Origin of the sequence: Rhodococcus sp. YL-1, from assembly GCF_001942025.1 — a bacterium.
Taxonomy (GTDB): domain Bacteria; phylum Actinomycetota; class Actinomycetes; order Mycobacteriales; family Mycobacteriaceae; genus Rhodococcus_F; species Rhodococcus_F qingshengii.
Genome location: NZ_CP017299.1, coordinates 4976230 through 4996212, shown reverse-complemented (window position 1 = coordinate 4996212; position 19983 = coordinate 4976230). Strand labels below are relative to the sequence as shown.

Annotated in this window: 15 protein-coding genes; 8 read left to right on the top strand and 7 right to left on the bottom strand. The window is 61.6% G+C overall.

Annotation, left to right across the window (positions count from 1 at the left end; genetic code table 11):
• Positions 1-442: 442 nt before the first annotated feature.
• The gene (gene sthA, locus BH682_RS23070) at positions 443-1855 is read left to right on the top strand and encodes a Si-specific NAD(P)(+) transhydrogenase (protein WP_054827928.1); all 1413 of its coding nucleotides are present in this window, start codon (positions 443-445) and stop codon (positions 1853-1855) included.
• A 151-nt stretch (positions 1856-2006) separates the two neighbouring features.
• Positions 2007-2909 carry a hypothetical protein gene (locus BH682_RS23065; RefSeq protein ID WP_003940348.1) on the top strand — a complete coding sequence of 301 codons (903 nt, stop codon included), beginning with the start codon at positions 2007-2009 and terminating at the stop codon, positions 2907-2909.
• 325 nt (positions 2910-3234) lie between these two features.
• Here the strand turns inward: BH682_RS23065 and BH682_RS23060 are convergent, their stop codons facing one another.
• Both BH682_RS23060 and BH682_RS23055 read right to left on the bottom strand, forming a co-directional pair.
• The gene (locus BH682_RS23060) at positions 3235-3492 is read right to left on the bottom strand and encodes a hypothetical protein (protein WP_064687627.1); all 258 of its coding nucleotides are present in this window, start codon (positions 3490-3492) and stop codon (positions 3235-3237) included.
• A gap of 50 nt (positions 3493-3542) precedes the next feature.
• Positions 3543-4544, bottom strand: a complete 1002-nt coding sequence (locus BH682_RS23055) for a helix-turn-helix domain-containing protein (RefSeq protein ID WP_223304431.1) — start codon at positions 4542-4544, stop codon at positions 3543-3545.
• Positions 4545-4908: 364 nt separating this feature from the next.
• Here BH682_RS23055 and BH682_RS23050 point away from each other — a divergent pair, with 364 nt between their 5' ends.
• Positions 4909-7428 (top strand): helix-turn-helix transcriptional regulator, encoded by a 2520-nt coding sequence (locus tag BH682_RS23050; RefSeq protein ID WP_075834225.1) that lies wholly within the window; start codon positions 4909-4911, stop codon positions 7426-7428.
• Positions 7429-7434: 6 nt separating this feature from the next.
• Here the strand turns inward: BH682_RS23050 and BH682_RS23045 are convergent, their stop codons facing one another.
• Positions 7435-8190 carry a MerR family transcriptional regulator gene (locus tag BH682_RS23045; RefSeq protein ID WP_075834223.1) on the bottom strand — a complete coding sequence of 252 codons (756 nt, stop codon included), beginning with the start codon at positions 8188-8190 and terminating at the stop codon, positions 7435-7437.
• A 321-nt stretch (positions 8191-8511) separates the two neighbouring features.
• Between BH682_RS23045 and BH682_RS23040 the strand changes: the two genes are divergently transcribed.
• Entirely contained in the window at positions 8512-11967 is a 3456-nt protein-coding gene (locus BH682_RS23040; RefSeq protein ID WP_042921773.1) for an indolepyruvate ferredoxin oxidoreductase family protein, read from the top strand.
• Positions 11968-12061: 94 nt separating this feature from the next.
• Here BH682_RS23040 and BH682_RS23035 read toward each other — a convergent pair whose 3' ends face one another.
• From BH682_RS23035 to BH682_RS23025, 3 genes are all read right to left on the bottom strand, one after another.
• The gene (locus BH682_RS23035) at positions 12062-12721 is read right to left on the bottom strand and encodes an LppP/LprE family lipoprotein (RefSeq protein ID WP_003940243.1); all 660 of its coding nucleotides are present in this window, start codon (positions 12719-12721) and stop codon (positions 12062-12064) included.
• Between the two features lie 93 nt (positions 12722-12814).
• Positions 12815-14482 carry an amidohydrolase gene (locus BH682_RS23030; protein WP_075834221.1) on the bottom strand — a complete coding sequence of 556 codons (1668 nt, stop codon included), beginning with the start codon at positions 14480-14482 and terminating at the stop codon, positions 12815-12817.
• A gap of 16 nt (positions 14483-14498) precedes the next feature.
• The gene (locus BH682_RS23025) at positions 14499-15749 is read right to left on the bottom strand and encodes an MFS transporter (RefSeq protein WP_075834219.1); all 1251 of its coding nucleotides are present in this window, start codon (positions 15747-15749) and stop codon (positions 14499-14501) included.
• Between the two features lie 216 nt (positions 15750-15965).
• Here BH682_RS23025 and BH682_RS23020 point away from each other — a divergent pair, with 216 nt between their 5' ends.
• Positions 15966-16595 carry a TMEM175 family protein gene (locus BH682_RS23020; protein WP_003940262.1) on the top strand — a complete coding sequence of 210 codons (630 nt, stop codon included), beginning with the start codon at positions 15966-15968 and terminating at the stop codon, positions 16593-16595.
• Here BH682_RS23020 and BH682_RS23015 read toward each other — a convergent pair.
• Positions 16592-17170: a CGNR zinc finger domain-containing protein gene (locus BH682_RS23015; protein ID WP_054825525.1), complete on the bottom strand. Its 579-nt coding sequence runs from the start codon at positions 17168-17170 to the stop codon at positions 16592-16594. The two genes, BH682_RS23020 and BH682_RS23015, sit on opposite strands and share 4 nt — an antisense overlap.
• Positions 17171-17278: 108 nt before the next feature.
• On the opposite strand from BH682_RS23015, the gene BH682_RS23010 reads away from it, so the two are divergent.
• From BH682_RS23010 to BH682_RS23000, 3 genes are read left to right on the top strand one after another with little or no spacing between them, the layout of a single operon-like run.
• Positions 17279-18181: an NAD(P)-dependent oxidoreductase gene (locus BH682_RS23010; RefSeq protein WP_075834217.1), complete on the top strand. Its 903-nt coding sequence runs from the start codon at positions 17279-17281 to the stop codon at positions 18179-18181.
• Positions 18178-19377, top strand: a complete 1200-nt coding sequence (locus tag BH682_RS23005; RefSeq protein WP_075834215.1) for an MFS transporter — start codon at positions 18178-18180, stop codon at positions 19375-19377. Before BH682_RS23010 ends, BH682_RS23005 begins: the two co-directional genes overlap by 4 nt.
• 12 nt (positions 19378-19389) lie before the next feature.
• Complete coding sequence (locus tag BH682_RS23000; protein ID WP_030535299.1) at positions 19390-19905, top strand: hypothetical protein; 516 nt, start codon at positions 19390-19392, stop codon at positions 19903-19905.
• Positions 19906-19983 lie beyond the last annotated feature (78 nt).

Below are 19983 nucleotides of genomic sequence, written 5' to 3'. Positions count from 1 at the left end.
AAGGTGGGGATCGTGAACGGGGCGGATGTTTGTAACCGAGAGTGACAGATGATTAGTCAAGGCAAGTAGAACGCGGCCCGAGGCTCCGCGCAACTGCTTCGGTGCGGGATGTGACGAGGAACATTCCGCTCGTTATTTCGGACAATTCGAATACTGGACATCCGGTTTACGGCCCTGGTCACCTGTCAGTTGATCGATCAATCACTCTGTGGTGAAACAAATTTCAACAGACCGTTGTGAATTCCGTCGGCGACGAAGCATGTGCGCATGCGAACGTCGGAATATGTTTATGTGTAGCAAGTTTCGTATTAATTCGGCTGTATCTCTTTTAATTGCAACAGGGTTCGTGTACTGCCGTCATGTCGTTTCGGCGCGCGGATTGTTCACCGAGTATTGACATGCTCGGCATCTGCCGGTCGTATGCAGACGGTATTTCTAAGCGATGACTGATCCGATGGAATACGACCTGGTTGTGATCGGCTCCGGCCCGGGTGGGCAGAAGGCTGCCATCGCGGCGGCCAAGCTGGGTAAACGGGTAGCGATGGTCGAGAAAGGCAACATGCTCGGGGGAGTGTGCGTCAACACCGGCACCATTCCGTCGAAGACGTTGCGTGAGGCGGTTCTCTACCTCACCGGGATGAACCAACGCGAACTGTACGGCGCGAGTTACCGCGTCAAGGAGAACATCACTCCGGCCGACCTGCTGGCGCGAACCCAGCATGTCATCACCAAAGAAATCGAAGTCGTTCGATCTCAGCTTCTGCGCAACCGCGTCGAATTGTTGGTAGGGGTCGGCTCGTTCGTCGACGAGCACACCATCCTCGTCGAGGACTCCTCGCGCGGAGACAAGATGACGATCACGGCGAGGTTCGTCGTGATCGCGACCGGAACGTTGCCTGCTCGCCCGGCGGGGGTGTCCTTCGACAGTCACCGGGTGCTCGACTCCGACGGGATCCTCGATCTGACCTCCATCCCGACCACCATGGTCGTCGTGGGCGCGGGAGTGATCGGTATCGAGTACGCATCGATGTTCGCGGCACTCGGCACCAAGGTCACCGTCGTCGAGAAGAGGACGTCGATGCTGGACTTCTGCGACCCCGAGGTCATCGAATCGCTTCGATTCCATCTACGCGATCTGGCGGTCACTTTCCGATTCGGTGAAGAAGTGACGGCCGTCGACGTCGGAGCGAACGGAACGCTTACGACGCTGCGCAGCGGCAAGCAGATTCCAGCCGAGACCGTGATGTACTCGGCTGGACGGCAAGGCCTCACGGCGCCACTCGCGCTGGAGAACGCCGGGCTCGAAGCCGACGAACGTGGCCGTATCTACGTCGACGACAATTTCCGCACCAAGGTCGAACACATCTACGCCGTCGGTGACGTCATCGGATTCCCGGCGTTGGCGGCGACGTCGATGGATCAAGGTCGACTCGCGGCCTATCATGCCTTCGACGAACCAGGCGCGAAGCTGATGGATCTGCAGCCGATCGGCATCTACTCGATTCCCGAGGTGTCGTACGTGGGCGCCACCGAGGTCGATTTGACCAAGGAATCGGTGCCGTACGAGGTCGGGGTTTCCCGATACCGCGAACTCGCACGCGGGCAGATCGCAGGCGACACCTACGGGATGCTCAAGATCCTGGTGTCGACGGATGACCTGAAACTGCTCGGTGTTCATATCTTCGGCTCGGGTGCAACGGATCTCGTGCATATCGGCCAAGCGGTGATGGGGTGCGGCGGGACCGTCGAATACCTTGTCGACGCCGTCTTCAACTATCCGACACTGTCCGAGGCGTACAAGGTGGCGGCGCTCGACGTCATGAACAAGATCAGGGCTCTCAAGCAATTCCACTAGGGGTCGGGGTGTCCCCAGGTACCGGTCAGGGGCGGTCGGTGTACTTCTCGGGTAGCACTTGTTCGAATACCTGAGGGTGATGTCAGGCCTGGGGAAATAAGGCAGGGTCTATCTCCATGACCATTGCCCAGGAACTTCGTGTGGAATTTCGATGCTGATCGGACTGATTGCCGCGATCGTGGCATGCGTCGGGTACGGCGTTGCATCCGTGCTGCAAGCCTACGGCGCGCGCAAGTCGGCAGCTGCCGCCGAGCAGCGTGGCGAGGCCGGACACGTGACGGCGTCGGGTGGCCCGACCTTGCGTTCGACGTTCGCGGCCGCGCTGACGGCGTCGTTCATCCTGGGCACCGTGCTCGATGCGGTCGGATTCGCCGGAAGTGCCATCTCCGCGCGGCTCATTCCACTGTTCTTGTCGCAGACAGTGGTCAGTGCCAATCTCGTCATCACGGCAGTGCTGGGGACCGTGGTCCTCGGCATCCAGTTGCATCGTCGCGACTGGTTCGCGATCGCTGCGGTGATCGGATCGCTCCTGCTGCTCGGATTGTCGTCAGGTCACGCGGGCGGTGGGAGTTCCAACGACGTCGTCCATTGGGGTGTCCTCGTGGGCTCGGCGTTGATCTTGCTGATCGGCATCGGTTTGATCCGATGGTTGGGCTCACGCGCAGCAGTTGTCGCCGGGTTGATCTCGGGTGTGCTGTTCGGCTGTCTGGCCATTGCCGTACGCGTGGTCTACGGAATCGATCCGTTCGAAATCGGTACGATGCTCCGCGATCCGGCAGGCTGGGCGATCCTCGTCTCGGGCCTGGGCGGCTTCTATCTGCATACGGTGGCGCTGCAACTGGGATCCGTCAACGGAGCGACAGCGGCTCTGGTTGTCGGCGAGACGGTGGTTCCGGGAATCGTTGGCGTCGTGGTGCTCGGCGACGCGTCGAGACCGGGCCTGGAATGGCTTGCCGTGGTCGGCTTCGTCGGGGCAATCGCGGGCGCCGTCGCCGTGGCCGTCTTCGGCGCGGCGAGCCACGAGGAGAAACCGGTCGAAGAAGTGACCGTCTGATGCGGTAGCGAAAAGCTGTGCTGTTCGATCGGTCAAGCGGTAACGGAAACTGCGTTCTCGCAGATAGTTCCAGTGCGCCCCAACGTCCCGCATACGTTGTGCGGTCACGGGCAGCGGGACGAAGAACGGAGGAAAGTGATGAGCAGCTTGGATATTCAACGCTGGTCGAACGACTTCACCGCGCTGACCAAGGTCATATCGGAAGGCATCGAGCAGTTTGTTCTCCGGTTCATTTCCAGCTGAAGTGATCTGAGCTCGCTGCCTGTCATGGAATTATTGATCTCCACCGCGGTTCGGAGGACGAATCGTGATGAAGCAGAGGTTCTTACGGGGTTTCGGAGGCCTGGGCGGGGGCGAGCAGGTAGGAGAACACGTACGTAACTGCGGCGATGACCGCCAGTACGATCAAGGAGGTCGGGAATCCTCCGGCATCTCGCACCGGGTCACCGGTAGCGACGACAGCCGACATGAACAGTCCTACCCAGGACCAGGCTCCATCGCCGACTATCGGGATCATCACGGCGACACCTGTGACCGCACCTGTGAGCGCAGCCAGACTCAGTTCCTTGTCGACCCAGCTCATGGATCAACTAGAACACAGGCACGCTCCCGAGGCTCTGGAGTATCTCGGATTCAGGGGCTGAAGAACTCGAGTCGGCGGTGCAGGCGTGCGATCGACGGGTCCCCGATCGTGCGTCTACCGTCGGTTCGGGCTTGGCTCGGGGTCATCCCGTAGAAGTCCTTGAACGCTCGCGCCAACTGGGATTTCGAGGTGAAGCCGCATCGCAGGGCCAACGCTTCGATCGTTTCGTTCGGCATCTCGGTTCTGGTCAATTCGCGGTAGACGAGTTCGAGACGCTTCCGCCGAATGACAAGAGCTATTCCGCCGTCGGATGCGAATGCGCGATAGAGCTGTGCCCGGGAGACGGACAATGCTGCGCACATGCTCGTCGGGCCGAGCCAGGTCTCCGAGAGATGCTCGGCGATGTAGGCGTACGCACGATCGCGGAGAGAGTGATCGGGCCGCGGCGACAGATCAGGTTCGGCGATACCCAAACTGACACGAAGGAGGGAAGCGACGACGTCCTCGTAGCCGGCCGCAGCATCGGGATCGAGATGCGGTAGCGCGAGTACGACCGATTGCATGCACTGAGCGAGCACGACGGCAGGAACTCCGCGCAGTACCGTCCCGTGTAGAGAACGACCCTTCGACTCGGCCTCGACGAGGGAACGCGGTGCGAGGAGCGTGATGGTGCGCCCTGTCGATTCCGCCTCCGCGTCGGCGGTCCAGGTACGCCCGAGGTCGAAGAATGTGACATCGCCTGGACGTGCGACGAAATCGACTCCGTCGGCGTTGCCGCTCAACTGCCCGTCGAGGACGACCTGGACCATGTATTCATCGTCGAGTCCGCTCTCGGCGATCAGCCGATTGTTTCGGGTGTACTTCTGTGCATTGAAGGTAGTTTGACCGATCAACGAGGTTCCGATGGAAAGCGCTGTGATCGAGCCTTCGAGAGATGTGTCAGGGTCAATTCGGTCGGTGACGAAGAACGGACGTGTGGCACTGCGCCAGAAGTCGTCGGCGTCCGCAGGATCGACCGATCGGGTCGACACGCGGATGCGGGCGGAATTCATCGACACGCGGGCATGATATGTCAGATCCCGCAGGTCGCAGTCACTCTCCCGCAAATAGACGTCAATAGTGACCGAGCCCACATAATGAGACAAATCGGGCGTATTTGTGAGAGGGCCAGTGCTCGCGTGTCGCGGCGAAGCTGTCTATGTTGTTCGTTATGGGTGGACAGGTTGGGAGTTCGATGCTCGAACGAAATCTCGAGTTCGGCGGGGATCGACTGCTCGTTTGTCGGCCATCATGACGTCCACTTCGAATCGATCGCAGCTATCTCGAGCAAAGCGAAATCCTCGAGGAAGGGGCACGCTGCAAAGGCGGCTTGCCGGGCGTGGAGCCACGGCGATTCGTCCCCGCCTCCTCGGATTGATGGAACGCTCGGCGGGATTGACTGTCATCGATTCGCCGCTTGGGTTCGGCAAGACGGAACTCGCCGCGTTGTGGCTCACGACTCTCGGGCAGGTGCCGAGCAGACCGGTAGTCTGGGTGCCGGCGCCATCGCATCGGATGACCCCCCTCGAGTACTGGAACACCGCGCTCGCAGTAATTCAGGATTCCCTGGAATCACTCGAGGCCCCGCCACGAATGCGCGAGGATCCAGTGGGCGCGATCGAATCACTCCTCGACTCGTCGCCCGCACCATTCGTGTTGGTGTTCAACCGCATCGACCTGGTTGAGGGTGACGAGGTGGGACGCCGAATCGTGGATCTGATCGTGCGGCTTCCCGGATTGAAAGTAATCGTCACGCTGCAGGATCGGTCTGCGACGGACTTGCTCGAAGACGTCCGCGTGGACGAGTACCTGTGCGCGAACGACCTCAGATACACGCTCGACGAGTCCACCGTTCTGTTCGCGGAGGCAGGGATTCACCTTCCCTCGGGCATCGTCCATTCGATCTGTGAACGCGTCGCCGGCGTTCCCGTGCTGATGAAGGTTGCTCTGAGTGCGGTTGCGGGGCTGAGTGAACCGAGCCGTGGACGCGAACGCGTTCAGCAGCGAGTGGACCAGGCGATCCACGCGTACGTCAGTCGGACCGCTCCTCGATCGGGCAAGTCGCTCGAGTTGTTCGACTTCGCGACTACGATCGCCGCTGCCCGCACGGTGACACCAGAGATCGCTCGTGTCTTGTCCGACGATCTTGACGTGGAGGGCAAACTGGACTTGCTCGAGTCTTTCGGTCTGATCTTCCGGAATGGTTTCGAGGGAGAACCGTCCTGGTACTTCGCGCCGTCAGTTCGACTGGCATTCATACAGATACGGGCCGAACAAGGGGATGGATTCGAAGATCCCTTCCAGGTACTCGTCGATCACGCTCTCGGGACTTCGGATATAGCCGGTGCCGTTCACTACGCCTTGGACGGACGCAAGTGGACCAGGGTGCTCGACATACTCGAGCGCCACTGGGCTGATCTTCTGGTCGATCACACCGGATTGGTCCGGACTGCGTTGCAATCCATACCCGGTGACGTACTCAGTTCGAACCCTTCGATTCTGGTGGGTCGTGACCTGCTCGAATCACGTCTGCGGCCGCAGTTGATCAACGGCGATTCATTACCGACGGAACCGGCGGAATTGCGTGCGATAGGTGGTAGTCCGCATGCGCACAGCTTGTTGAACGTCGGAACTGTCCAATCGGTGGTGCTGAGAACATCCGGTAAGTACCAACGCTCTACCGAGATCACGCGCAAATTGGCGCACGTCGTGTACGGACTCGGCGACGAGTCGTTGGGCGCGTTGGGGTCTCAACTGCCCGCCCTGCGGCTGATCTGGGGGGTCTCGCATCAATTGACCGGTGACCTCGGTGATGCCGCGGTGGAATTGCGACTCGCCTATCAAGGTGCGGTGCAACATGGTCCGGAGTTCGTCCTGCGTCACGCCGCAGGCAATGCCGCGCTCAACTCCGCGCTGATCGGGGACGTCGCGCACGCGACGGACTGGCTGCACCTGGAAAGCACACACCCGGACGTTTCGGGATGGTTGGGACCGCCCTCGCACATGGGGGGAGCGATCGCGCGGGCACTGGTGGCGTGCGACAGCGTGGACCTGCACGCCGGAGCTGCCGCGATGGACGCACTCGCCGAGGTCACACCGCCGGGCGACCTGTGGGCGTTCGCGGCCTACACTTACACCAGATTTGCACTGCTGCAATCGGACCCGTTCTGGGGGCTGATTTCCCTCCAGCGCGCAGTGGCAACGCACGGGCACGTGAATCCGTGTGAACGATCGCTCGGTGACGCGCTTCTCACCGCGGCACGTATCGATCTTCTGTTGGCGTCCGGGGAGGGTACCAAGGCGCTGGAAGAATCAGTCGCTGCGCCACATACGTTTGCAGTTGTCACGGTCTCCGTGGCGCGGGCGCATCTCCTGACCGGGTCGCCGTCCCAGGCATTGGAATTGTGCCGCGAAATCGACTGGAGCGGACAGTATCTCACGAGGTTTCGGCTCGAATCCCTGCTGATCGAATGCGCTGCTCTGTGTGAACTGGGCAGGATCCCCGCTGCCGCGAGTACATGGGAGGAAGTTCGCGGACTGCTCGAAACCTCCGGTGTCCTGTCGGCCCTGGCGACGATACCGCGTGATCTGATCAGGCAACTCGAAGATCGGGCCGAGGGCTCGAGCAGTGCCGTCGCGACCTTTCTCGAATCCGAAGCGGCGCAGATGTATCCGGCGGCCATCGTTCGGGTCCAATTGACGAAACGGGAGATGGACGTTCTCGTGGAACTGGGTCTCGGCATTCCGATCGGTGAGATCGCGCGGCGGTTGTTCGTATCCAACAACACGCTGAAGAGTCACCTCCGAGCCTTGTATCGCAAACTCGGTGCGCATTCCCGGGAAGAGGCTGTCGCGGCAGCGCACCGACACAACCTCCTCGGCAGTGGGCAGGACTGATCGGCGTCAGTGCAGATTGCGCTCGGCGTAGACCTTCATCGCGTCACGGACCAGCGAAGCGGTGCCTTCTCCGTACTTGTCGTAGTTTGCAGTGAAGCGGGGATCGTCGACGTACATCTGGCCGAGTCCGGTGAAGGCGTCGGCGCTGGGAGTCCTTCCCTGCCAACCGATCTTTATCCACTCGAACTGTCTTCGGGTAATCGTCTGGACGTCGTCGCTTTCCGCGGACAGCCCCGCTGTCAGTGCTTTTCCGAATGCCGCTGCGATGTCGGCTTGAGCTTGCAGATGAGCTTTACGGTCCTGCTCCGACATCGACCGCCACCAGTTGTCGCCGCTGGTGTAGGCGTCCTTGCCCCAACGCTCGATGACCTCGTCCTTGTATCGGGTGTGGTCGAACCCGTCGAAAACATCTTCCGGCATGAGTGATTCACCATTCTTCGTCTTGTTCAAGGTCCTGTTGACCGATTCGATCTGTCTCGAGATCCGCGTGCGCTCTTGCTCGAGGAGTTCGAGGTGCGTACGCAGTGCGGCGGCCGTATCGCGTTCGCCGGTGAGGACTTCGGCGATGGCCGGCAATCCGAGTCCGAGTTCCCGAAGTAGAAGGATGCGTTGCAGTCGCACCAGGGCGTCTTCGTCGTAGAAGCGGTAGCCGTTGGCGCCGATGCGACTCGGTTCCAGGAGTCCCAAATCGCCGTAGTGACGCAGCGTTCTGCTGGTGGTACCTGCGGCTTTGGCGAGTTCTTGGATGGACCATTCGCTCACGTGGAGTTCCTACTCTCGGATCGGTTGTGCTCATTCAGCATGCAAGTTGACGTTGCGTCAATGTCAAGAAAGTTCTCGGTGTGCATTGTCGGGAACGTTTTATGTCCGTTTCGCCGTATCGCCACGAACGGGTCTCCAACTGATTGATTCGATGACCTAGGTCACGTGATTTGGCTCACAAATTGTCAATTTGAATAGTTGAACAAGCCTCTGTTGACGCTTTCACATACCTCGACCACGATCATCTGAACAGATCGAGTTACGCGGTTGTTGAAAATGCACGGTAGTTGAAATGCACTGCAGACGGAACGGTGGTCCACGATGACTGAACTGGTGTCGGGCGTAGCCCAGGCCAAGCCCTATGACCTCGATGATCGGTACCGGTCGGGATCGGGACCGGTGTTGCTGACCGGTGTTCAGGCAATTGCACGCGGCTTCGTCGAGCAGCACGTTCGCGACATTCGGGCAGGTAAGCGTATTGCCACCTTCGTCTCCGGTTACCAGGGCAGCCCCCTCGGTGGCGTCGACAAGATGCTTCACGGCATGCCCAAGGTTCTCGCCGAGCACGACATCACCTTCATCCCTGGCTTCAACGAGGAGCTCGCCGCCACGGCGGTATGGGGAAGCCAGACGGATCTCCCCGCCGGAACCGCGACCCACGACGGCGTGACCGGCGTCTGGTACGGCAAGGGCCCCGGCGTCGACCGCGCTACCGACACCATTCGCCACGCCAACATGTACGGCGTGAACCCCAAGGGCGGCGTCGTCCTCCTGGTGGGCGACGACCCCGCGTCGAAGTCCTCCACGGTTCCGGCCGTCAGCGAGCGCTCGCTTGCCGCGATGGGCGTGCCGGTTCTCTTCCCACGCAATGCCGAAGAGATCATCACGATGGGTATGCACGCCGTTGCTCTCTCGCGTGTCTCCGGTTGCGTCGTAGCGCTGAAGATCGTCGCCGACGTCGCAGACGGTGCCTGGACGATCGACGGCAGCATCGCGGACTTCGACATCGTGGTTCCGGAAGTGCAGTTCGAGGGCAAGCCCTTCGTCTACAAGCAGCGTCAGATGGCCGCGCCGCCGGACAGTGTCATCGCCGAGGCCGATCTGTACGGCCCGCGATGGGATCTTGTGCACGCGTACGGAACTGCCAACAACCTCGATGTGATCGAGGTCAACCCCTCCGGTGCGAAGATCGGTATCGCCGCCACCGGTACAACTTTCGACTCCGTCCGACAAGCTCTGGCAGACCTCGGCGTCGATGATGCCGCGCTGCACCGCGCCGGGATCCGTCTCCTTCGCATCGGAATGTGCTACCCCGTCGTGGGCGAGAAGATCAAGGAGTTCGCCGAAGGTCTCGAGCAGATCGTCGTGGTCGAGGACAAGACCGCGTTCATCGAAGCTCAGATCCGGGAAGTCCTGTACGGCACCGACGATGCCCCTCGCATCATCGGCAAGCGTGACGGCCAGGGCCGTCTGCTCATGCCTGCCAGTGGTGAACTGACCGCAGGCCGGTTGCTCGCCCCGTTGCGCCGCGTACTGAAGCCGCACGTCGAGCTCAAGCGCACCCTCCCGGCCCCGCTGTCGCTGAACGTGCTCTCCGCCAAGCGAACCGCGTACTTCTGCAGCGGGTGCCCCCACAATCGTTCCACCGCTATCCCCGAGGGTTCCATCGGCGGCGGCGGAATCGGTTGCCACACACTCGTCACCATGTCCGGCCGTGAGGACAGCGCTGTCACCGGCCTGACGCAAATGGGCGGCGAGGGCAGCCAGTGGATCGGGCAGGCACCGTTCACCGACGTGCCTCACCTGTTCCAGAACATCGGCGACGGCACCTTCTTCCACTCCGGTCAGTTGGCTGTCCAGGCATGCATCGCCGCAGGCGTGAACATCACCTACAAGTTGCTCTACAACGAAGTAGTGGCGATGACCGGTGCACAGGACGCGGAAGGTGCCCTCTCCGTTGCTCAGCTCAGCCACAAGCTGACCACCGAGGGCGTCAAGCAGATCATCATCTGCGCCGACGAGCCTTCCCGTCACAACAAGCGCGCTCTGGCCAAGGGCACCAAGCTCTGGCACCGCGATCGCCTCGACGAGGCCCAGAAGGAGCTTCGCGAGATCAAGGGCGTGACAGTGTTGATCTACGACCAGCACTGTGCGGCCGACGCTCGTCGCCAGCGCAAGCGTGGCACGCTGCCCACTCGCAACACTCGCGTCGTCATCAACGAGGCAGTGTGCGAAGGCTGCGGTGACTGCGGTGTGAAGTCGAACTGCCTCTCGGTCCAGCCCGTGGACACCGAGTACGGCCGCAAGACGAAGATCGACCAGACGTCCTGCAACACCGATTACACCTGCATGGACGGCGATTGCCCGTCGTTCGTGACCGTCGAACTGGTACCGGGCAAGAAGGCTCCCAAGGCCGCACGTCCCGTCCCGCCCGTCGTCGCAGACCCCGATTTCGGACCGCTCACCAGCACGCAGAACGTTTTCCTCGCGGGCATCGGCGGCACCGGCATCGTGACCGTCAACCAGGTGCTCGCAACGGCTGCACTGCGCGCCGGCCTCGAGGTGGAGAGCCTTGACCAGATCGGACTGAGCCAGAAGGCCGGACCGGTTGTCTCGCACCTGCGTTTCAGCTCCAGCGCGCTCGAGCCGTCCAACCGCCTCACTCCGGGCAGCGCGGATTGCATCGTCGCCTTCGACCTGCTGACCGCGACGGACAACAAGAACCTCGACTACGGCAACGCCGAGAAGACGGTCTCCATCGCCTCGACGTCGCAGACGCCGACCGGAGACATGGTCTACGACAAGGCTGTTCGCTACCCCGAGGAGACGTCACTCCTCGCCCGTCTCGACAAGGTGTCGCGCACCCTGCGTTCGTTCGACGCACTCGCCGCGGCGCAGGAGTTGTTCGGTAACACCGCAGCAGCCAACTTCCTGCTGATCGGTGCGGCCTACCAGAGCGGCGGACTTCGTCTGCCGGCCGAGGCCATCGAAGAAGCGATCGGCATCAACGGCGTTGCCGTGGACGCGAACATCGCGGCATTCCGTTGGGGTCGTGCAGCAATTGCCGACACCGCAGCGTTCTCGGCCGTCACCACGCCGGCCAAGTCCGTCCGCGAACCCGTTGTCGCACCGGCTCACATGTTCGCCGGAACTACCTTCACCGGTGAAACCCTGCGACTGGTGGAACTGCGTGCGGCGCAGCTCATCGAGTTCCAGTCCGTCAAGATCGCCCAGCGCTACATCGATCAGGTTCAGGCAGTCTGGACCGCCGAACGTGCCGCAACCGAGCGGACCGATTTCAGCGAGGCTGTTGCCCGCGGCCTCTTCAAGTTCACCGCGTACAAGGACGAGTACGAAGTTGCTCGTATGCTGGTCGACCCCGCATTCATCGAGGACGTCAAGTCTCAGGTGCCGGCCGGGGAGAACCTGACCTACAAGCTCCACCCGCCGATCCTTCGAGTGATGGGCCGCAAGAAGAAGATCGGTCTCGGACCCAAGTCGCATGTTGCACTGAAGGTTCTGGCCAAGGGTAAGAAGCTTCGCGGTACCAAGCTCGACCCCTTCGGCTACATGCACGTCCGCAAGGTCGAGCGTGAACTGCTCGCCGAGTACGAGGCCATGATCGCTGACCTCTCTCGTACGCTCGCAACCGACGGATACGATCGCGCCGTCGAGATCGCGGCACTGCCGGACGTGGTTCGCGGTTACGAAGACATCAAGCTCGGCAACATCGAGCTGTACAAGACTCGCCTGCGCGAACTCGGTGTCGGTGAGTAGGAGCGCCGGCGAGTAGATCGAACAAGACTGTGCCCCAGCGACCGTCGTCGCTGGGGCACAGTTGCATTCAGGGCCTTCTCGGACCCAGGCAGGTTCAGGAGGGCGGGAACTGGCCGTCGGCAACCACGGCGCTGCCGTTCCACGTGAAGTTCACTATGTTCGGTCCGCCTTGGGGACAGCAGAATGCATCGTCGTCCAGCAGCCAACGGTATTGGACGGATACCGAATCCTTGTTGCTGTCGATGACGTGTGTGTACGAGTACGGCTCACTGGTAGCCGTGCCCAGGTATGTTCCGTCGTGGAAGAACAGGACGTGTGACTGGTAAGTCGCATCGCCGACGCCGTCGCCGTCCACCGAAACCCAGAGCAGGTCAGGACAATTCCCGATCTGTTCTTCGCTCGCGGATCTCGGTATCCAATTGCCCCCGTTGATGTCGGTGCCCAGCGTGCCGATGGCGTCGGTGACGAGCGAGGAGCCGACGTCGAGACAGGGACCCGAAGCGGGGATTGCTGTCGTAGTCGCCGTCGTGGATGCATTTGTGCGGGTGTTCGATTGTGGCGGGGGAGAGCTCGCTACCGTCGTCTCGGTTTCGTTTGCCGTCGATGTCGCCGACGCCGTTGAACTGGCTGCCGTGGAACTCGCCGCCGCTTCAGGTGTTCCTTCGGTCGACCCACAACCGGCGACCGTCAGGGCAGTGGCCGTCACCAGTGCAGCGGCTGCGACGGCGGCCGAAATCGGAGCTTTCCTGCGCATGCGTCCTCCAGAGTGTATGGGTTCACGTGTTCAAGTCCCTCCTTCGTTCTGTCGCCGGGCCGCATGCGTGCGTTATCGAACAACCGGTAACGATCAGCTATCGGACTCGGCGTTCCGTGCTTCGGTGCTCTTGGCCCCGGCCGCGTCGTATCGCACGGATCCAGCAACGACGGTCATCGCAATCTCTGTGGTCAGGAGAGAATCGACCCCTTCGGTGAACGGATCTTGTTTCAGTACGACAAAATCGGCTGCTTTACCCCGAACCAGCTGGCCGGTCACATCTTCCCACCGGCACGAGTAGGCAGCGTCGCGAGTTGCGTGAGCCAGCGCGTCCGCGAGGGGGAGTGCGTACTTCGGCAGGTTGGGTGCCAGTGACGGATCGATTGCGGATCGACGGGTGGTGGCGATGAACATGTTCGGCAGCGGCGGGTGGGGAGCGGTCGGAGCGTCCGAACCCAACGCCAGAACCGCTCCGGCCTCGGTGAATTCGGGCCAGGGGTACGCGCGATTGACCCGGTAGTCGCCGAGCATCGCCTGCCAGTTCTCCTGGATTGCAGGGTCAGCGTGAACCGGTTGCATCGAGGCGATGATTCCCAGGCGGGCAAGCCTTTCGACGTTGTCCCGGGTGATGGACTCCAAGTGTTCCATTCGGTGCCTGCGGGGAATGTCTCCGTTGGCGGCGATCGCGTACTCGAGTGCCGTCAATCCGATCTCCGACGCCTCGTCGCCGATCGCGTGCATCGCGATCTGCAGGCCTGCGGCGTCAGCGGCTGTCACGACGGGGATCAAGGACTCGAGATCCCAGATGGGCTCGGCGTTGGTGCCGTCCGAGTACGGCTCTTTCATTGCGGCAGTGCAGCTGCCGATCACACCGTCGATGATGATCTTGATTCCGGCGATACGGAGCCACGGACCTTGGACACGCTCGTGGAGTTCGATTGCGTCGTGAACTTGTCGGACGTTGTCGGCCTCATTGTCCTCGCGGGTCATCAGCCAATGAGCCGCGACGCGCAGCGGCAGTGTTCCGTCTCCTGCGTCCAATGCTCTTTCCAGCGAGGCTAATTCGTCCGCGCCGAGAGCCATGTCGACCGCACCGGTCACTCCGTCCTCGAGATAGTGGCGGAAGGTGAGAGCGAGGGCGGCGTCCCGGTCTTCGTCGGATGCGAGCTCCGCCAGTTTCGGCCAGACGTAGAGCATCATGGCGGTCTCGTACAGCATTCCGGTGGCTTCTCCGGTGTCCGGATCCCGGCCGATACGACCGCCGATCGGATCGGGAGTGTCCGCGTCGATGCCGAGTTCTCGCAGTGCTGCAGTGTTCACCCAGACTGAATGTACGTCGTTGGCGTCGAGGTACACCGGGCGATCGGGTACGACGGCGTCGATCATCTCTCGCGTCGGGTGCCCTCCATCCAGCGCGGAGAACAACCAACTGCGACCCAGCAGTCGTGGTGCGTCCGGGTTCGATTCCGCGAATTGCTTGATGCTGGACTGAATGTCGGCGAGATCGGCGGCATCACGCAGATCCAACTTCTGCAGCGCGAATCCCATCATCACCAAATGCGTATGGGCGTCGACGAAACCGGGTAGCACGACGGCACCTTCGAGATCGATCACCTCGGCGTCTGGAGCCAGGATATCGGCATAGACGGTTTCGCCCACGAATCTGAGCTTGTGGTCCTCGACGACTATCGACTCGGCCCATCCGTCGTCGGCAGCCGTGAAGATCTTTCCGTTGCGGTAGTGAGTGATGCTGTCATTCATGACTTCTACGTGATCCTTACGCGATGACGGTAGTAGTGATGGCGGCGCTGTGGTGACGATACGCACCTTCGGTACGTGCGGAGAGTCGGGAAACCAAGGCGAACGGGCCCAGTAGAACGAAGCTGATCCCCGAGATGATGACTCCGAAGGTCGGATACCCGAGGCCGGCCGTCACCGAAGTTCCGAACAGCGGCGCGAACGCGGAGCCGATGAGGTAGGTGCCCAGTAGTGGCGCCGACCATCGGCCGGCCGCGTCGAGCGCGGCCGAGATGGCAACCAGGACGATGAACGTGGCCGCGTAGATCGTGTTCCAAGCGATGACCACTACCAGGTAGATCGTGGGATCGGTGGTGAGGCCGGCAGACAGCTTCAGAATTGCCCCGAGTATCAGTAGCACGGAGATCGATACTGTCCGACTGACCCGAGAACCCAACGCGGTCAAGGTAACAGCCGCGAGCACACCACCCGCCGTTGATGCGCTCAGTGCGAGACTCATTTGTTGATCCGAGAGCCCGGCGTGCTCGGAACCCATGATGCCGAGTACTGCCCACAACGAGTCCTCGCTGATCGCCCAGACTGCAAGCATCGCGAGAAATGCGGTTCCGGCAAAAGTGAGTCGTTTCGCGCTGACCCCGGCGGGGAGAGCTGTGGTCGTATTGGCGGACTTCGCCGTCTCCGGCGACTCTTTCACCGGGGACGACGGCAACCAGGTGACCGTTGCTGCGGTAGCCAGTGCCAGGACTGCGACGATGCCGAATGCGTTGGTCATGTGTGTGCCGAGGATGGGTACGAGAGCGAGGACGGCTGTGACGACGACACGGTTCACGAGGCCGCTGATGCTTGACGCCCGGTCCGGGTTCGTGAGCGCGGCCAGTGCCGCTCCGCCAACGGATGCGGATCCACCAGCGCCGATACCGCCGACGATGATCGCGGCGCATGCGATCGTCGTGGACGGTGCGATGGCCGCAACGCCGAATGCGGCTGCCATCGCGATTAGGCTGACGCGGCCGAGGAGATGGCGATGCCGGCCCGAGGCGATTCGGGTGGTGGCGAGGCAGGTGACGGCGCAGACCAGCAGCGATGCGGTCAGAACGGCACCGGCAGCGGATTCGGTGACACCAAGGTCCTCGACCATTGCCACGATCATCAGGGGGATGAGGTTCGCGGTGATGAACCCCATGACGCCGATACTGAAGACGGCAATACCGCGGTTGGCGGTGAGTGGAACCCGGTCGGACTGCGTATTCGTCGAAGCGTTGATCGGCACTAGGGCAACCCCATGTCCTGAAGGGGGTGGCTGAACCGACCCCTGGTGGCGTGATGCGAGTCACTTAATGAATGTGATTCGTTAAGTATGGGGATGGGCTCCGTCACGGTCAAGAGATCTAACGAATTTGATTCGTTAATTGTATGTTTCCGGATACGTGCTTCCGTAAAGTGGCGTCGCCGGTCTGTTTCCTGTTGTGAGGCTTATGCTTCCGCAATGGCTGAGATTGCGGAACGCACCCGCTACTTCGAGCGCTACGTCACTTTCATCGACGCGATTGTCGCCATTGCGATCACGCTGCTCGTCCTGCCGCTGGTCGAACTCACCAGTGACCACCACGGCACCACGTCGGAACTCCTGCGCGATCACGCTGCGCAGTTCTATTCGTTCGCCCTGAGCTTTCTGGTGATCTTCCGGCTCTGGTGGTCGCAGCATCGGTTGCTTCGTTTTGTGGTCGACGGAGACAAGGTGGTCGTTCGTGGGCTGGGGTTGTGGGTGATGACCATCGTGTTCCTGCCCTTCCCGACAGCGCTCGTTGCGGCGCCGTCGCAGGATCTCGGGACCAGGGCTCTCTACATCGGGACAATGGCAGCCAGTGCTGCGTGCCTGGCGGTGGTCGCGTGGGGTCTGGTTCGCAACCCTTCGTTGAGTGAAGAGAATGCGAAGCCGCATTTCACCGCTGAAATCGTCACTTTCCTGATCATGGTGGTGGCGCTGCTCGTCAGTGTGCTCGTTCCGGTGACGTCGTACTTCCCGCTGTTTCTTCTCCTGCTGTCGACGCCGATCGAGAAGCTGTGGAACCGAGTGGCGGCGAAATGGAGTCGCGGTGAAGGTGAGATGAGCTAGTCGGCGCGAGCGGTCATCGCGGATTTCTTGGCTTTGTTTCCGCAGATGTTCATCGAGCACCAGCGTCGGTTGTTGCCGCGACTGGTGTCGACGTAGAGGCCGGTGCACCCGTCGCCCTGGCAGGCCTTGACGCGGTCCCGGTCGGCTCCACCGAGCACCGCGATCGCGTCGGCAGCCACTATCGACAAAGCGTCGCGGATCGGATTGTCTCCGGCTGATTTCCAGAGGGCCCGGCCACTCTCGAGGACGAGGTGGGCATCACCGAGCTCGGATGCGGTGTTGACGATCCCGACATCGGTGCGTGAGGCGCGGCGGTTCTCGCACACGGCGGTTCCGATGCGATGAATGGCCTCACGTAAATCCTGCGCGCCGCGGAGGTCGTCTTCTGTCGCGGTTGCGGGGGCGTCCATCAGATCGTTGGCGCGTAACCATAATTCGAGTCGCTGCGGGCTCGTGAGTCGTTCGAACCTCGAGCCGTTCCGATTGGTGAGGGTGGCGGTGAAGCGGAAGGCGAGCGTGTCGTTGTCGAGTCGAAACACGTCCCGAGCGGATTGATCAGCTCCTGCTTCGTTCACTTTCGTCCTCCTTCGTGGCGAACCATCTCAACCGGTTCGACAGCAACTGTACCCGTGTGAGAGTCTGGAACCGTCTTAGATGGTTCAGCACTTTCGAGAGGGAAATCCATGACTTCTGTTTCCGTGGTCGGCTTGGGCGCGATGGGTCGTCCCATCGCTCGAAATCTACTGGGCGCAGGCTTCGACGTGACGGTGTGGAATCGCAGCCCTGAAGCGGTAGCCGAACTGGTCGAGGAAGGGGCGATCGGCGCGAAAACCGTTGCCGAGGCATTCCAGTCCGGTGTTGTGCTGTCGATGTTGGCAGATGATTCGGCCGTGTCTTCGGCCATTCTGGATCCCGCCGTCCTCGCATCCGTTCCGAGTGGAACCGTGCACGTCAACATGGCCACCGTCAGCGTCGACCTTGCCAAGCGCGCCGCCGCACTGCACGCCGAGTACGGCATCGGGTACATCGCGGCGCCGGTGTTCGGACGCGTTTCTGTTGCTCAGGCTGGCCAGTTGAACATCATCGCCGCCGGCGACAGTTCCCTCCTCGGGCGAGTGCAACCCTTCCTCGACGTCATCGGTGCTCGCACGTGGCCACAAGGTGAGCGTCCGGAGCAGGCCAACATCGTCAAGATCATCGGCAATTACCTCATCCTCGCCGCGATTCAATCCTTGGGCGAGGCAATCACATTGGGGGAGAGGTCCGGTGTGGACGGAAGCCAACTCGTAGAACTGCTGACCTCGACGATCTTCCCGGGGCCGGTCTACTCCAGCTACGGAAACCTCGTCGCGACGCGTCAGTACGAGCCTGCAGGATTCACCACAGCTCTGGGCCTCAAGGATTTGAGGCTTGCGCTCGACGCCGCCGGCAGCGTCGATCTGGATTTGCCGTTCGGTGGCGTACTTCGAGGCGTGCTCGCTCAGGCTCTGGCGAACGGTCAGGGCGAGATGGACTGGGCGTCTATTGCAGAACTGGTCCGTTCCGGCCAGTCGGGTGAAGGCAGTCCCGAAACACCGACAAGGTGAGCTCGAACTCGGACGGGACGGCGACTTCGGCACTGGCGGAGACCGATTCCGTCCGGACACTACCGCTGGCCGGGTTGTCGGCACTCGCAATGGCAGGCTTCATAGCGATCACAACCGAAACCATGCCGGCCGGACTACTGGTGCAGATCGGGTCAGGGTTGTCCGTATCAGTCTCCGGCGCAGGGCAATTGGTCACCGCATACGCATTGGGTTCCGTCGTCGGGGCGGTACCACTGATCGCATTGACCCGAGGATTGCGACGGCGTGCTGTCCTGGTGTCGGCGATTCTGGGGTTCGGTGTCTTCAATCTGGTGACAGCGCTTTCGTCGAATCTTGTTCTCACCTTGGGTGTTCGGTTTCTGGCCGGTATGGCGGCAGGTGTGGTGTGGGGGTTGCTTGCCGGGTACGCACGCAGGATGTCGCCCCCTCACCTGCAGGGGCGGGCCGTTGCGGTTGCCTCCGTCGGACAGCCGATCGCGTTGGCAATCGGCGTTCCGATGGGGGCGTGGCTCGGGACCCTGGCCGATTGGCGCGTCGTCTTCGCCGTGATGTCGGTTGCTGCGCTACTTCTGGTCGCGTGGATACTCACGGTGATGCCGGACTTTCCCGGGCAACAAGCGGATCGGCAGCTGCCGGTGCGGAAAGTCCTGGTCCTGCCTGGCGTACGACCGATTCTGTTTGTCGCGTTCTTGTGGATCCTCGCGCACAACATCGTGTACACGTATCTGGCGGCGTTTCTGGATCGCATCGGTTTCGGCGATCGGTTGGGAATCGTCTTGTTCGTGTTCGGACTTTTCGCCTTCGTGGGCATCGGTGTGGTCGGGGTGTTTGTCGACCGGGCCCTTCGAAGTCTCACCGTGCTGAGCTTGGTGGTCTTTGCCGCAGCTTTGACGGCGTTGGGCGTCGGCGGTGACAGCTTCGCTGTGATCGCACTCAGCGTTGCGGCGTGGGGTGTGGCATTCGGAGGCGCTCCCACTCTCCTTCAGACGGCGCTCGCGGATACGACGGGCGACGCTGTGGACACTGCGCAATCGGTTTTCGTGACGATCTTCAATTCGGCGATCGCAGCGGGCGGCGTCGTAGGCGGGCTGATCTTGGCGGACAGGGGTGCGGGAGCATTGCCGTTGGTTTCGCTGGTGCTGATCGTCGTCGGTGTTCTTGTGGCCAGTATCCGACAATTCGGACATAGCTTGTGATTCACTTCACGCATGCGAAAGTCATTGCTGGTGGTTGCGCTCGTTGCTACGTGGTTTGTCGCCGGAGCGATGCCCGCGGGGGCTGCGGATGCGAATTGGTCCGGTGATTACTCGCTCAAGCGTTTCGCCGCGACCAAGACGGGCACAAGTCTGGCCGCCAGCCAGTGGGAGCCGGATTTCTCCGATACCTACACGTTCGAGACGGATTGCTCGAGCGGAGTCTGTATCGCCACAGTGGTCGGCGGTCCGGCTCCCGCCAATCCGACGTTGCCGCAGCCTGCTCGATACACCTGGGACGGAACCAGTTGGGTGCACCCCTATGACTGGGAGTGGGATTGCTACCAGGGGGAGGGCGTGCCCAAGGTGTGGGCAGCGGCGCACTCCGAGGCGTATTACACGCCTCAGCCCGATGGCAGTCTGAAAGGTTCGTGGCGTACCGACATCAAGAGTGGTCCCTGCGCGGGATCGGTGATCATGCGCGTCGAGGCGTACCCGGTCGGTCGGTCTACCGGATCTTTCGGTAGTTGAGAACGATCGGCGACTGGATGGTGTTGAAACAAATCTGAGGCGGCGGGAATTGATCGAGCCCCATGCACGTTAATTGAG